This window comes from Embleya sp. NPDC001921 (assembly GCF_053594475.1).
Window position 1 is genome coordinate 31,352 of record NZ_JBSFEO010000005.1, and the last position, 13,229, is coordinate 44,580.

Here is a 13,229-nt window from a genome sequence, read left to right on the forward strand (position 1 = left end):
CGACAGCAGGGGCACGAAGATCGTGAGCGAGCAGAGGATCCACCCGACGGTGGCCGCGGTGACGGAGCGCATCGCGCGCCGCAGTGCCGCCACTCGTACGGCCTACCTGGAGCGGATCCGGGCGGCGGCCTCCGAGGCCCCCGCACGCGGTCAACTCGGTTGCGCGAACTTCGCCCACGGCTTCGCCGCCTGCTCACCCGGCGAGAAGCTCGTACTGCGCGGCACCGGCCCCCAGGGCCCGGTCAAGCCCAACGTCGCGATCGTCTCCTCCTACAACGACATGCTCTCCGCGCACCAGCCGCTGCGCACCTACCCCGAGCAGCTCAAGGCCGCGGTGGCCGAGGCGGGCGGCGTGGCCCAGTTCGCGGGCGGCGTACCCGCCATGTGCGACGGGATCACCCAGGGCCGCGCGGGCATGGAGCTCTCCCTGTTCAGCCGCGACGTGGTCGCGATGGCGGCGGCCGTGGCGCTCGCGCACGACATGTTCGACGGCGCGCTGATGCTCGGCGTGTGCGACAAGATCGTCCCCGGCCTGGTGATCGGCGCGCTGTCCTTCGGGCACCTGCCGACCATCTTCGTGCCGGCCGGTCCGATGTCCTCCGGCCTGCCCAACAAGGAGAAGGCCCGGGTCCGGCAGCGCTTCGCCGAGGGCAAGGTCTCCCGCGAGGAACTGCTCGACGCCGAGGCCGGCGCCTACCACGGCATCGGGACCTGCACGTTCTACGGCACCGCCAACACGAACCAGCTCGTGATGGAGGTGCTCGGTCTGCACCTGCCGGGCGCCAGCTTCGTGCACCCCGACCAGCCGCTGCGCAAGGCGCTGACCGACGAGGCGGGCCGCCGGGTCGCGGCCACCACCTCGCTCGGCGACCCGACGTCGCTGGTCCGCGAGTACACGCCGATCGGCGAGGTGCTCGACGAGAAGGCCTGGGTGAACTCGGTCGTCGCGCTGCTGGCCACCGGCGGCTCGACCAACCACACGCTGCACCTGGTCGCGATGGCCGCCGCCGCCGGGATCACGCTCACCTGGGACGACTTCGCCGAGCTGTCCACCGTGGTCCCGCTGCTGACCCGGATGTACCCGAACGGTCCGGCGGACATCAACCACTTCCACGCCGCGGGCGGCACCGCGTTCCTGATCGGCACGCTGCTCGACGGCGGGCTGCTCAACGAGGACGTGCGCACCGTCGCGGGCGACGGGCTGAACCGGTACCGGCGCGAGCCGCAGCTCACCGAGGACGGCTCGATCGTCTGGGTGGACGGCCCGACCGAGAGCCTGGACCTGGACGTGCTGCGGCCGTACGACAAGCCGTTCGCGCCCGACGGCGGGCTGCGGATGTTGCACGGCGACCTCGGTCGCGCGGTGATCAAGGTGTCCGCGGTCGACCCGTCGCACCACGTGGTGACCGCGCCCGCGCGGGTGTTCGACGGACAGGCCGAGTTCCTCGCCGCGTTCGAGAACAACGAGCTCGACCACGACCTGATCGCGGTGCTGCGCTACCAGGGCCCGCGCGCGAACGGCATGCCCGAGCTGCACAAGCTGATCCCCGCGCTCGGCGTCCTGCAGGACCGGGGCCACCACGTGGCGCTGGTCACCGACGGCCGGCTCTCCGGCGCGTCCGGCAAGATCCCGGCGGCGATCCACTGCACGCCCGAAGCGGCGGCCGGCGGTGCGATCGGCAGGATCCGGGACGGCGACATCGTGACGGTGGACGCGGTCGCGGGGACGCTGACGACGGAGGCCGACCTGAGCGTGCGCGAGGTCGCCGGCGCGGCCCCGACCGACGCCGAGTGGATCGGCACGGGACGTGAACTGTTCACCGCGCTGCGCGCCGGGGTCGGCCCGGCCGACCTGGGCGCCGGTGTGTTCGGCGCGGTCGCGGCCGTGAGTTTCGACGCTGTGACTTTTGCGGGGGGAACAGCGTGAGTGGCACCGTGGCACAGCCGACCCCCGACAGCCCGTGGCTGGTCGCCGACATCGGCGGCACCAACGCGCGCTTCGCCGTGGTCTCCGAGCCGGGCGGTCAGCCCGAACACGTGCTCGGCCTGCGCAGCGAGGACCACGTGGACCTGGCCGCCGCGATCGAGGACTACCTGGACCGCTCCGGCGCGGCCCGGCCGAGCGCGATCTGCGCGGCGGTCGCGGGCCCCGTACACGGCGACCGGTTCCGGCTGACCAACGGCGCGTGGGTGCTGTCCATCGCGGAGACCCGGGTCAAGCTCGGCGTCCCGGATCTGCACCTGATCAACGACTTCGAGGCGCTGGCGCTGTCGCTGCCGCACCTCGTGGGCGACGACCTGATCGTGGTCGGCGACCGACTGCCCGACCCGACGCTGCCGATGGCGGTGCTCGGCCCCGGTACCGGACTCGGCGTGGCCGGCCTGGTACCGATCCCGGGCGGCGGCTGGGTGCCGCTGCCGGGCGAGGGCGGACACGTCCTGCTCCGTCCGGCGCACGGCCCGGACGCCGCGGCCCTGGAGGTGCTGCGCGACGAGCGCGGCGGCCTGGGCACGGTGACCGCCGAGCACGTGCTGTCCGGCCCCGGGCTGTGTCGCCTGCACCGCTGCACGGCCGCGGTGCACGGAGTCCCGGCCGAGGCGCTCAGCCCGGCGGACATCTCCTCGCGCGCGCTGGACGGCAGCGACGAGGTGTGCGTCGCGACGGTGGAGACGTTCTGCCGACTGCTCGGCACGTTCGCCGGTGGGGTGGCCCTGACCATGGGCGCTCGCGGCGGCGTCTTCCTGGCCGGCGGCATCCTGCCCCGGATCATCGACGTGCTGCTCAAGAGCGAGTTCCGGATGGGCTTCGAGACCAACCCGACAATGGCGCCGTACCTGCACCGCATCTCCACCGCACTCGTGGTGGCCCCGCATCCGGCACTGCGCGGCGCGTCCGCGTGGCTGGACGCGCGCAGCACTCGACTCGTGGAGGTGGCGGCGTGAGCACGTCCGCTCTGGACCTGGCCCCGGTGATCCCGGTGGTGATCGTGGACGACCCGGAGTCGGCCGTACCGCTGGCGCGCGCGCTGGTGGCCGGTGGACTGCCGGCCGTCGAGGTCACCCTGCGCACGCCTGCCGCGCTCGGTGCGATCGAGCGGATCGCGGCCGAGGTGGAGGGCGCGTTCGTGGGCGCCGGTACGGTCCTGACGCCGGATCAGGCGAAGGCGGCGGCCGAGGCCGGCGCGCGCTTCCTGGTCACGCCGGGCTGCACCGAGACGCTGTACGGCGCGCTGGTGGACACCGGGCTGTCCTTCCTGCCCGGGACGTCGACGGTGTCCGAGGTACTGCGGCTGCGCGAACTCGGGGTCCGGGAGATGAAGTTCTTCCCGGCCGAGGCCTCGGGCGGCGCGGCGTACCTGAAGTCGCTGGCCTCGCCGGTGCCGGACGTGCGGTTCTGCCCGACGGGCGGAATCACCCCGGCCTCGGCCCCGACCTACCTGGCGCTGCCGAACGTGGCGTGCGTCGGCGGGTCCTGGATGCTTCCCGCGGACGCGGTCGCCTCGCGCGACTGGGCGCGGGTGGAAAAGCTCGCTCGCGAAGCCTCGGGGCTGCGCGGGTAATAAATCGTCCCCTGGCGCGCTCTGCCCTGAGGTGCGCCAGGGGCACGGACCGCGGATGGTGGGCCGTATGAGGGTTCGGCCCACGAACGAGCAGGTCGTATGAGGGTTCGGCCTGCGGAGACCGCGAATAGGGACCCGCTCTTCGGCGAGGAGAGCGGGTCTCTTCTTTTTTTGGGCTGTCGCCGGCTCGCGAGGCGCCGCCTTTTTTCTCTCCCCCGCAAGCTCCGCGGCTCTTGTTGGGCGACTTCGTCGCCGGCTCGCCAGGCACCACCTTTTTTCTCTCCCCCGCAAGCTCCTCCGAGAAAAAAGGTGGCGCCTCGCTCGGGGTTTCGTGTCCCTCCGCTTCGCTCCGGGCCACGAAACCCAAATTCTGCGGCTCCGCCGCTCTCCGCGCTTCGCGCGTCGATCACTTGGGTGGGCCGGGGTCGGGGGCGCTGACGCGCCGGGGGGGGTGGGCGGGGTCGGGGTGGCGTTGGGGGCGCGGCGTGGGGTTGGGCTGTGGGCCGTCGGGGTTGTGGGGTTCGGTCCCTGCGCGCGTGGGGCGGCGGCAGGCGAGCGCCGCCATGGCCGTACAGGTGACGCTCGGTCCCTGCGCGCGTGGGGTGGTGCGTTTCGCCGGGGCGAGGGGGAAAGCCCTGGTTGGTGGTGGGGGTTGGTTCGGGTGATGTGGCCGGCCGGCTCTTGTAGGAGTCTACGAAGAGGCGGTCGCGGGGTGTGGGCGCTTTCATTTCTTCCACCCCTGGTTGGCTCCACTCGGGTGAGTGTGTACTTCTCGTAGGTGCAGCGCACCGCGATCGGCGGGAAACCGCATGGGGAATCGGCATTTCCCGCGCGAGTCGCGGGCATCGGAAAACTGCCTGCCATGCGGGCCGATTCGACTCACTCTGCCCGAACTCTGGTTGCCGAGTGTCCAGACCGTGGGGGACTTTCCTGATGACCGAACAGACTTCTCCCGCCCGTACGCCGCAGCACCTCGACGAGTTGATCGACGGTGGGATCGGCGACAGCCCACTGCGGCCGGACGGGACGCTCAAGGTGCGCGGGCAGTACGCCTACTCGTCGGATCTGTGGGCGCAGGACATGCTCTGGGGCGCGACGCTGCGGAGTCCGCATCCCCATGCGCGGATCACGTCGATCGACATCGGTCCCGCGCTCGGGCACCCCGGGGTGTACGCGGTGCTGACCCACGAGGACGTCCCCGGTGAGAACATCTACGGCCTGAAGGTCGCCGACACACCCGTGCTGGCCGAGGGCGTCGTGCGCTACCAGGGCGAGCCGGTGGCCCTGGTAGCCGCCGATCACCCGGAGACGGCCCGGCGCGCGCTGGCGAAGATCGTGGTCGCCTACGAGGTGCTCGAGCCGATCACCGACCCGGAACGGGCCGCGCACGACGACACGTTGCCCAAGCTGCACCCCGGGGGCAACGTGGTGCGCCACCAGCCGATCGTCCGGGGCAATCCGGAGGCCGAGGCCGACGTCGTGGTGTCCGACGTGTACACCATGGGCATGCAGGACCAGGCCTTCCTGGGGCCGGAGTCCGGTTTGGCCATCCCGGCCGAGGACGGCGGGGTCGACCTGTTCATCGCCACCCAGTGGCTGCACGTGGATCAGCGGCAGACGGCGCGGGCGCTCGGGCTCCCGGTCGAGAAGGTGCGCTTCACCATGTCCGGCGTCGGCGGTGCCTTCGGCGGCCGCGAGGACCTGTCCATGCAGATCCACTGCTGCATGCTGGCGCTGCACACCGGCCGGCCGGTGAAGATGGTCTACGGCCGGGAGGAGTCCTTCTACGGGCATGTCCACCGGCACCCGGCGAAGATGTACTACGAGCACGGCGCGACCAAGGACGGCAGGCTCGTCTACGTCCGGGCGCGGATGTACTTCGACGGCGGCGCGTACGCCTCCAAGACGCCGGTCGTGGTCAGCAACGCCACGTCGTTGGGCGTCGGGCCGTACGAGGTACCCAACGTCAGGATCGAGGGTTGGGGCCTGTACACGAACAACCCGCCGTGCGGCGCGATGCGTGGCCTCGGCGCCGTGCAGCCCGCGTACGCCTACGAGTCCCAGATGGACAAACTCGCCAAGGCGTTGGACATGGACCCGGTGCGGTTGCGTCAGCTCAACGCCATCGAGGAGGGCTCGACCCTGCACACCGGGCAGGTGCTGGACTACCCCGCGCCGGTCGCCGAGTTGCTGGAACGGGTCAAGAGCATCCCGCTGCCGCCGGACGACCGCGGCGGACCCGTGGACATCCGGGAGCTGCCGGGCGGTGCGGCCAACACCACGCACGGCGAAGGTGTCGTGCGGGGCATCGGCTACAGCGTGATCATCAAGAACATCTCCTACGCGGAAGGCGCCGACGACTACTCCACGGCGCGGGTGCGGTTGCAGGTCATCGCCGGCAACCCGGTTGCGATGGTGCACACCGCGGCGGCCGAGGTCGGGCAGGGTCTGATCACCGTGCAGCAGCAGATCGCCCGCAGCGAACTCGGCGTGGAGCGGGTGAACATCCACCCGAACGACACCAACGTCGGCGACGCCGGGTCGAGTTCGGCTTCCCGACAGACCTACATCACCGGCGGTGCCGTCAAGAACGCGTGTGAGGCCGTCCGCGAGGTGCTCTTCGAGCGGGTCGCCCGGCGTTTCGGCGAGAAGCCCGGGGACCTGTCGCTTGCCGGGGGCAAGGTCGTCTCCGAAGTCACCGGTGTCCTCGCCGATCTCGTCGACGTGCTCGGTGACGACGTGATCGAGGAGACCAGGGAGTACCACCACCTGCGGACGTACGCGTTGGACCCGGTGAGTGGGCAGAGCCCGCGGGTGCACGTCCAGCACGCCTTCTCCGCGCATCGGGCGGTGGTGGACGTGGACACCGAATTGGGTCTGGTCAAGGTCGTGCAATTGGACTGCGCGCAGGACGTCGGCAAGGCGATCAACCCGGACGCCGTCGTCGGGCAGATCCACGGCGGTTCCGCGCAGGGGCTCGGCCTGGCCGTGATGGAGGAGATCCAGGTCAAGGACGGGAAGATCCGCAACGCGTCGTTCACCGACTACCTGATCCCGACCATCGTGGACATGCCGCCGATGACGGTGGACGTGATCGAAAGGGCCGACCCGAACTCGCCGTACGGGGTGCGTGGTGTCGGCGAACCGCCCACCATTTCCGCGACCCCGGCGATCGTGAACGCCATCCGCGACGCGACGGGGTTGAACCTGACCCACACTCCGGTCGCACCGGAGCACATCTGCGGCGTCCGGCCGTAACGGACTCCCGCGGGTGTCGCCGACCGAGGTGAACTCGGGGCGGCGCCCGCGGGCCCACTTGTCGCCCCGGTGCGTCGGTGTTCCGCATCGACAACGCATCGGGGAATCCCCCACACCGTCTCCGCTAGGAGTAACCGTGACCACGCACACCCAAGGAACAAGCATCCGGGACCTCGAGCGCGCCTGGATGGACGAGGCGATCAGGTTGGCCACCGACAACGTGGCGAATGGCGGTGGCCCGTTCGGCGCACTGGTCGCCAAGGAGGGCGTGGTTGTCGCGATCGGGCACAACCAGGTCACCGCGACCCTGGACCCGACGGCACACGCCGAGGTGAGCGCGATGCGCGCCGCCTGCAGGCAACTGGACGTCTTCTCACTCGAGGGCTGCGTCCTGATCACCTCGTGTGAGCCGTGTCCGATGTGCCTTTCGTCCGCCCTGTGGGCCCGAGTGGACCGGATCGTCTACGCCGCCGATCGGCACGACGCGGCGGTGGCCGGCTTCGACGACCGCAAGTTCTACGACCTGTTCGAGAAGAAGCCCAAGTCGATGTGGCCCACCCGGGTCGAGCAGTTGGACCTGCCGCACCGCACGGCCCCCTTCGACGCGTGGCTGGCCAAGTCCGACCGCGTCGCCTACTGAGGACACGGGTGACACGCGCGCCTTCGCCCGGGCGTCGGCGCGCTTTCCTGATCCCCGCCGGGGGTGACCGGTCGAGCGGGCCGAGGCGGGTGTCGGGCTCGGTGGGGATCCGTCGCTCATGGTTCGGGTCGATGGCGCCGATATGCCGTACATGGTCCACGCGTCCGAGGTTCCCGAGCCGGCGCCTCGAAGGGACGCGATGAGCACGTGGGGTTGGTGAATGTTGTCGTGCGTGTATTCGCCCGGGCGCTGCGATCGAGCCGTCCCGATCCGAGCGGCCCACACGATGTCGAGGTCGAGCGCACCGCGCGCCCGGGCGGCCCTCGCGGGCCGGCGGCGCGCCCGGGTGGATGGCGGGACTTCGTGCCGCCGCCCGCTCCCGTCGACGACCCGCCCGTGTTGGAGGCGACGAAGGTCGTCGGGTCGTACCTGATGTCGCCGGAGGAGCTCGCCGAACGGCGGCGCGCGGATCTGGAACGTGGCCGCCGACAGGCGCGATTCGTCGCGACCTCGCGCCGCCGACCGGGCTGACCCGGCCGACCGCTCAGCCGAGGGCGAACCCGGTCCATGTGGCGTGGAGCGGCGCGACATGGCGTGCGCCGCGACGGCGGGCCGACCGGCCGGTTGCGCGATAATCGGGGATTTCGGCGCCTCGCGTGGGGCGACCGGGCCCGTGATCGTGTGGGAGAGACCGTGTTTCGTGGCGTTCAAACCGTCCTCGTCTTCGCCGCCGATCCGCGCCGGAGTGCCGGTTGGTGGGCCGAGGTGCTCGACGTCCCGGCCCGCTTCGACATCGACGGGGAGTCGGTGTACGCGTGGGTGGACATCGCCGGTGTCGAGCTCGGCTTCCACCCGGCCGATCCGGAGCGCAACCCGCCGGGCGCGAGCACCGTTCCGTACTGGGGTGTGGATGACCTGGACGTGGTCCGGGATCGGCTTCTCGCGGCCGGATGTGTGCGGCATCGCGGCCCGTTGGTGGTCGAGGCCGGGCGGCGGATCTGCCAACTCACCGACCCCTTCGGCTTCGTCTTCGGGCTGGACGGGCCGTGAGCGGACGGCACCGGCCGCCGACGGCGCGGGTGCGTCGGCGGCCGGTCGGTGATCCCGCGGGTCAGTGCGGATGCGGATCGGTCGGTTCCGGGGCGAGGACGCCTCGGGTCAGGCTGGTCATGATCGCGTCGACCACCTCGTGGCGGGGCAGGCCGTCCTCCTTCGCCGCCTCCCAGCCGGAGTAGAGCAGGGCCCAGAAGGTACGGCGGGCCCAACCGGCGGGGAGCGCCGGGGCGGTCGGTCCGCCGGCGCGGGTGAGAATCGCGTCGACCGGGTCGTCGCCGCCGATCAGTTCGTCCCACAGGTCGGTGTCGCCGACGATCGTGGGCTCGTTGTAGATGAACAGCAGGATCGGACCCAGCTCGAACTGCCCCTCGACGACCCGGCGCAGCGCCGCGAGTGGCGGACCGCTGTCCGGGTGGGCCCGGGCCACGGCGGCGTCGCTGAGCGTGACGACGTGCCGGGCGAGGGCGCGCAGGAGGTCGTGCCGCTCGGGGAAGTAGCGGTGCAGCGTGGTCCGGCCGACCTCGGCCGCCGCGGCGATCTCGCCGAGCGACGCGGTGGGGGCGGCGGCGAGCACCGTCGCGGCCGCGTCCAGGATCGCGGTCCTGGTGCGGAGTCGGGTACCGGTTTCCGCAGCGCCGGCGTCTCTCGTCATGCCGGTCAAGGTACCACTATGACCCGTAATGGGAATTCTCTTGACCAAAATGGAACAGTCATGTTCCACTCGAAGCATGACGCAGCCCGCCACCCCTTCCGAGCGCCGGCCGAACGCCCGCCTGCTCTGGAGCTTCGTCCGCCCGCATCGCGCGCGGCTGGCCCTCGCGCTGCTCCTCGGCCTGGGCTACACCGGCACCGCGCTGGCCACCCCGCTCGCCACCAAGTGGATCCTCGACACGATCGACTCGCCGAATTCGCTGGTCGGGCCGATCGGCCTGCTGGCCGGGCTGCTGGTGCTCGGCGCCGGGTTCGGACTCGTGCAGTGGATCATGCTGGGCCGGCTCGCCGAGCGGATCGTCTTCGACGCACGCGAATCGCTGGTCCGGCGCTTCTTCCGAGGCGTGCTGCCCGACCTCCAGTTCCGGCCGCCCGGCGAACTGGTCACCCGGGTGACCTCGGACACCGTGCTGCTGCGCGAGGCCGCCTCGTCCAGCCTGGTCGACCTGGTCAACGGGACCGTCTCGCTGGTGGGCACGATCGTGCTGATGGCGGTGCTCGACGTGCCACTGCTGCTGTGCACGCTGGCCGCGCTCGTCGTGATCGCGGTCCTGGTCGGCCTGCTGATGCCGCCGATCGCGCGGGCCCAACGGCAGGCCCAGGAATCGCTGGGCAACCTCGGCGGCATCCTGGAGGGCGGACTGCGCGCGGTCCGGACGGTCAAGTCCAGCGGCGCCGAGCAGCGCGAGGGCGACCGGGTGATCGCCGAGTCCCGCGACGCGGCCCGGCACGGCGTGCGGGCGGTACGCACCGAGGCGATCGCCTGGACCATCGCCGGCAGCGGCATCCAGTTGGCCATCATCGTGATCCTCGCCTACGGCGCGTGGCGGGTGGGCGAGGGGCAGATGGCCGTGTCCACCCTCGTGGCGTTCCTGCTGTACGCCTTCCAAATCGCGGAACCGGTGGGCGAGTTGACCACCAACGTGGCCCAACTCCAGGCCGGTGTGGCGGCGGCGACGCGGCTGCGCGAGGCCGAGTCGATCCGAACCGAGGACCTCACCGACGGCGAGCCGGCCCCGGCCCGGTACGGCGGCCCCGCCGCACTCACCCTCGACAAGGTGTCGGTGACCTACCCGGGAGCCGAACGACCGGCCCTGTCCGAGCTGAGCGTCGACGTCCCGCATCGCGGCCACATCGCAATCGTCGGCCCGTCCGGGGCGGGCAAGACCACGATCTTCTCGCTCCTGCTGCGGTTCTACGAGCCGGACGGCGGCCGGATCGACATGGCCGGCGTGCCGTACCGGCGGCTGAGCATCGGCGCGGTGCGGTCCCGGATCGCCTATGTCGAGCAGGAGACGCCGCTGTTGGCCGGGACGGTCCGGGACAACGTGCTCTTCCGGCACCCGGACGCGAGCGACGAGGAGGCGTGGACGGCGCTGCGCGCGGTGCACCTGGAGGAGACCGTTCGGCGGCTCCCGGGCGGCCTGGACGAGCCGGTCGCCGGTACCAGCCTGTCCGGCGGCGAACGCCAGCGCGTCGCGGTGGCCCGGGCCATCGTCCGCCGCCCCGAGGTGCTGCTGCTGGACGAGGCCACCGCACAGCTCGACGGCCGGACCGAGGCGGCCATCCACGACGTCGTGCGCGAGGTGGCCGAGCACGGCGCGGTGGTCACCATCGCGCACCGACTGTCCACCGTGGTGGACGCGGACCGCATCCTGCTGATGGACGGCGGCCGGCTCCGGGCCACCGGCACCCACGACCAACTCCTGGCCACGGACAAGTTGTACAAGGAACTCGTCGCGGCGCTCCGGATCTCCACGGCACCGGACCCGACGCCGACCGCGCAACTGCCGGCCGCGAGTTCGCCGTAGGCGAGCGGTGAGCCCGATTCGTGGATCGGATTCGTGGGTCGGATCCGTGGGTCAGGCCGGGTGCCGGATCGGTTCCAGCGTCCGGGCCGGTTTGACCACCTTCATCAGCGGCCCCGTCAGGGTCACCGCGAGCATCGCCGCGTCGTCCTCCAGCTTGCCGCCCACGTGCGCCAGCAGGCCCTGTTCGACCGCGTCCAGCATCGCCGCGGCGTCGTTGTGCGCGTGCGTGGCCAGATGCCGGCCCAGCGCGTAGAAGGTGCCGGAGGTGTCCCGGGCCTCGGTCACCCCGTCCGTGTGCAGCAACATCACGTCCCCCGGCCGAAAGCGCACGTGCTCCACCGTGCGTGTGGTGGTCGCCGGCAGCAGGCCCATGCCCAGCGGAAGTCCCGCCTCGGCGATCACCTCGCCGACCGTGCCGCCGCGGACCAGCAACGGCGACGGATGGCCGCACGCCAGGACCTGCATGGTGCCCTCGCCGGGGCACAGCTCGACCATCACGGCGGTGACGAAGTCCTCGCCGCCGAGCTGCCGGTTGAGGCTGCGATCCACCCGGACGCCGACCTCCGCCAGGGTCGGCGCCTCGTAGGCCGCCTCACGGAACGCGCCCAGCGTCCGGGCCGCCATGTCGACCGCCTCCAGCCCCTTGCCGCGTACGTCGCCGAGCAGCACCCGCACCCCGTACGGCGTTTCCAACACCTCGTACAGGTCGCCGCCGATGGACGCCTCCTCGGCCGCCGCCCGATAGCGGACCGCGAAGCCGAATCGGCCGATCGTCCTGGGCACCGGCCGCAGCAGGGCACGCTGGGCCACCTCGGCCACCGACTGCACACGATGCAGCCGGGCGTCCTGTCGCCGCCGCTCCCAGCCCACCCAGCACCCGAACAGGGTCACGATCAGGATCGCCGCCGAGACGCCGGTGGAGTGCCTGTAGTCGCCGTAGTCGCCGCTGTACATCTCCGGCCGCAACAGCAGACGGGTGATCAGCGCGACCAGGCCGGCCACCGCGGTCATCCACGGCCGATACGCCAGTGCCACCACGGCCGGCACGGCGATCAACACCGCGTGCATGTCCAGGTAGTCCGGAGCGAACACCCGACTCAGCAGCACCGCCACGTACAAACCCACTGCCACCGGAACCGCTCGGCCGGCGGGAAGGGCCATGGCAGGCATGTGTCGGGACCTTTCGTTGACGCGCAGGGGGACGGACCGACGCCGACTTCATCCATCGTCACGTGCGCCGAGGCACACGGACAGGGGCGAAAGTCCCATTAGCTCCAAAACGTATCCAAACCTGGCCAAACAGGCACTTGACAACTCCGCCATTCGTGGCCGAACCCGGGCTCTACCCAGGCCATATGCTGCGCCCATGCCCCGTGACTCCGGCCCCACCAGGCGCCGCATCGTCGAGGCCGCCGAGATCCTGTTCGCGCGGCACGGTCTGGACGTGCCGTTGCAGGACATCACCCGCGCGGCGGGGCAACGCAACGCCGGCGCGATCCACTACCACTTCGGCGGTCGCGAGGGACTGCTGCGCGCGATCGTCGAACAGCACGTCCCGGTCGTGTACGCGCGGCGCCAGGCGCTGCTGGCCGCCGCCCGCGAGCGACCGGAGCAGATGGCCGGATACGCCCGCGCGATCGTGCTGCCGATCACCGAGTTGCTCAACGGGTCGCCCGCCGATCGGGCGTACCTGCAGATCTCGGTGGAACTGCTGCGCGACGCGACCTCGCCGATCACTCCGCTGCTCGGCGGCGAGGACGTCCAGGACGTGGTGGACGCGGTCGCGGCGGCACGCCCCGGATCGGCCGTGACGGCGCTGCAGACCCGGACCTTCCTGGTCACCCAGATGGTCGGCATGTTGTGCGCGGCCCGCGCCGCGCGGCACACGCAGCCGCCCCGGCCGGACGGGATCGTCGCCACCGGCCTGCTCGGCCCGGAAGCCTTCGACGACCACCTGACCACGATCGTCGCGGGCGCGCTCGCCGGCGGCTGAGCGGGTTCGGTCCACCCGACCGCCCGCCCGAGCGCCCACCCGCACCGCCCGAGCGCCCACCCGCACCGCCCGGCCGCGTGCCGCCCCGCCCATCGCTCGCCGCGGCCCGCCCGGTCGCCCGCCGCCCCCGCGCACCCGCTCCGCCCGGCCGCCGCGGCCTCGGCCCGGAATCCCTTGACTCCTTCACGTCCTCGTATTAA

The 13,229-nt window shown here is 71.7% G+C and carries 11 protein-coding genes; 9 read left to right on the top strand and 2 right to left on the bottom strand.

Going from position 1 to position 13,229, the window contains the following annotated elements; genetic code table 11:
• The first annotated feature begins 22 nt into the window (after positions 1-22).
• The 7 genes from edd to ACWCPW_RS07205 all read left to right on the top strand — a co-directional run bounded on the left by edd (position 23) and on the right by ACWCPW_RS07205 (position 8,508).
• Positions 23-1,927: a phosphogluconate dehydratase gene (gene edd, locus ACWCPW_RS07175; RefSeq protein WP_449760566.1), complete on the top strand. Its 1,905-nt coding sequence runs from the start codon at positions 23-25 to the stop codon at positions 1,925-1,927.
• The gene (glk, locus tag ACWCPW_RS07180; protein ID WP_449760567.1) at positions 1,924-2,943 is read left to right on the top strand and encodes a glucokinase; all 1,020 of its coding nucleotides are present in this window, start codon (positions 1,924-1,926) and stop codon (positions 2,941-2,943) included. Before edd ends, glk begins: the two co-directional genes overlap by 4 nt.
• Complete coding sequence (gene eda, locus ACWCPW_RS07185; protein WP_449760568.1) at positions 2,940-3,560, top strand: bifunctional 4-hydroxy-2-oxoglutarate aldolase/2-dehydro-3-deoxy-phosphogluconate aldolase; 621 nt, start codon at positions 2,940-2,942, stop codon at positions 3,558-3,560. The genes glk and eda overlap by 4 nt, the downstream gene beginning before the upstream one ends.
• Before the next feature lie 933 nt (positions 3,561-4,493).
• A complete protein-coding gene (pucD, locus tag ACWCPW_RS07190) occupies positions 4,494-6,818 on the top strand; it encodes a xanthine dehydrogenase subunit D (protein WP_449760569.1) in 2,325 nt (774 codons plus the stop codon).
• 136 nt (positions 6,819-6,954) lie between these two features.
• Positions 6,955-7,458 carry a nucleoside deaminase gene (locus ACWCPW_RS07195; protein ID WP_449760570.1) on the top strand — a complete coding sequence of 168 codons (504 nt, stop codon included), beginning with the start codon at positions 6,955-6,957 and terminating at the stop codon, positions 7,456-7,458.
• 228 nt (positions 7,459-7,686) lie between these two features.
• Entirely contained in the window at positions 7,687-7,989 is a 303-nt protein-coding gene (locus tag ACWCPW_RS07200) for a hypothetical protein (protein ID WP_449760571.1), read from the top strand.
• Between the two features lie 162 nt (positions 7,990-8,151).
• The gene (locus tag ACWCPW_RS07205; protein WP_449760572.1) at positions 8,152-8,508 is read left to right on the top strand and encodes a VOC family protein; all 357 of its coding nucleotides are present in this window, start codon (positions 8,152-8,154) and stop codon (positions 8,506-8,508) included.
• A 61-nt stretch (positions 8,509-8,569) separates the two neighbouring features.
• On the opposite strand, the gene ACWCPW_RS07210 is transcribed toward ACWCPW_RS07205, so the two are convergent.
• Positions 8,570-9,166: a TetR/AcrR family transcriptional regulator gene (locus ACWCPW_RS07210; RefSeq protein WP_449760573.1), complete on the bottom strand. Its 597-nt coding sequence runs from the start codon at positions 9,164-9,166 to the stop codon at positions 8,570-8,572.
• A 76-nt stretch (positions 9,167-9,242) separates the two neighbouring features.
• Here ACWCPW_RS07210 and ACWCPW_RS07215 point away from each other — a divergent pair, with 76 nt between their 5' ends.
• Positions 9,243-11,036: an ABC transporter ATP-binding protein gene (locus ACWCPW_RS07215; protein WP_449760574.1), complete on the top strand. Its 1,794-nt coding sequence runs from the start codon at positions 9,243-9,245 to the stop codon at positions 11,034-11,036.
• A 51-nt stretch (positions 11,037-11,087) separates the two neighbouring features.
• Here ACWCPW_RS07215 and ACWCPW_RS07220 read toward each other — a convergent pair whose 3' ends face one another.
• Complete coding sequence (locus tag ACWCPW_RS07220) at positions 11,088-12,206, bottom strand: PP2C family protein-serine/threonine phosphatase (RefSeq protein WP_449760575.1); 1,119 nt, start codon at positions 12,204-12,206, stop codon at positions 11,088-11,090.
• A gap of 196 nt (positions 12,207-12,402) precedes the next feature.
• Between ACWCPW_RS07220 and ACWCPW_RS07225 the strand changes: the two genes are divergently transcribed.
• Positions 12,403-13,029 carry a TetR/AcrR family transcriptional regulator gene (locus tag ACWCPW_RS07225; protein ID WP_449760576.1) on the top strand — a complete coding sequence of 209 codons (627 nt, stop codon included), beginning with the start codon at positions 12,403-12,405 and terminating at the stop codon, positions 13,027-13,029.
• The last annotated feature ends 200 nt before the right edge of the window (positions 13,030-13,229 follow it).

Bases quoted from the DNA above. Each gene is read 5' to 3' on its own strand.
- pucD (WP_449760569.1), top strand. From the start codon at position 4,494: ATGACCGAACAGACTTCTCCCGCCCGTACGCCGCAGCACCTCGACGAG.
- ACWCPW_RS07210 (WP_449760573.1), bottom strand. From the start codon at position 9,166: ATGACGAGAGACGCCGGCGCTGCGGAAACCGGTACCCGACTCCGCACC.
- ACWCPW_RS07215 (WP_449760574.1), top strand. From the start codon at position 9,243: ATGACGCAGCCCGCCACCCCTTCCGAGCGCCGGCCGAACGCCCGCCTG.
- ACWCPW_RS07220 (WP_449760575.1), bottom strand. From the start codon at position 12,206: ATGCCTGCCATGGCCCTTCCCGCCGGCCGAGCGGTTCCGGTGGCAGTG.
- ACWCPW_RS07225 (WP_449760576.1), top strand. From the start codon at position 12,403: ATGCCCCGTGACTCCGGCCCCACCAGGCGCCGCATCGTCGAGGCCGCC.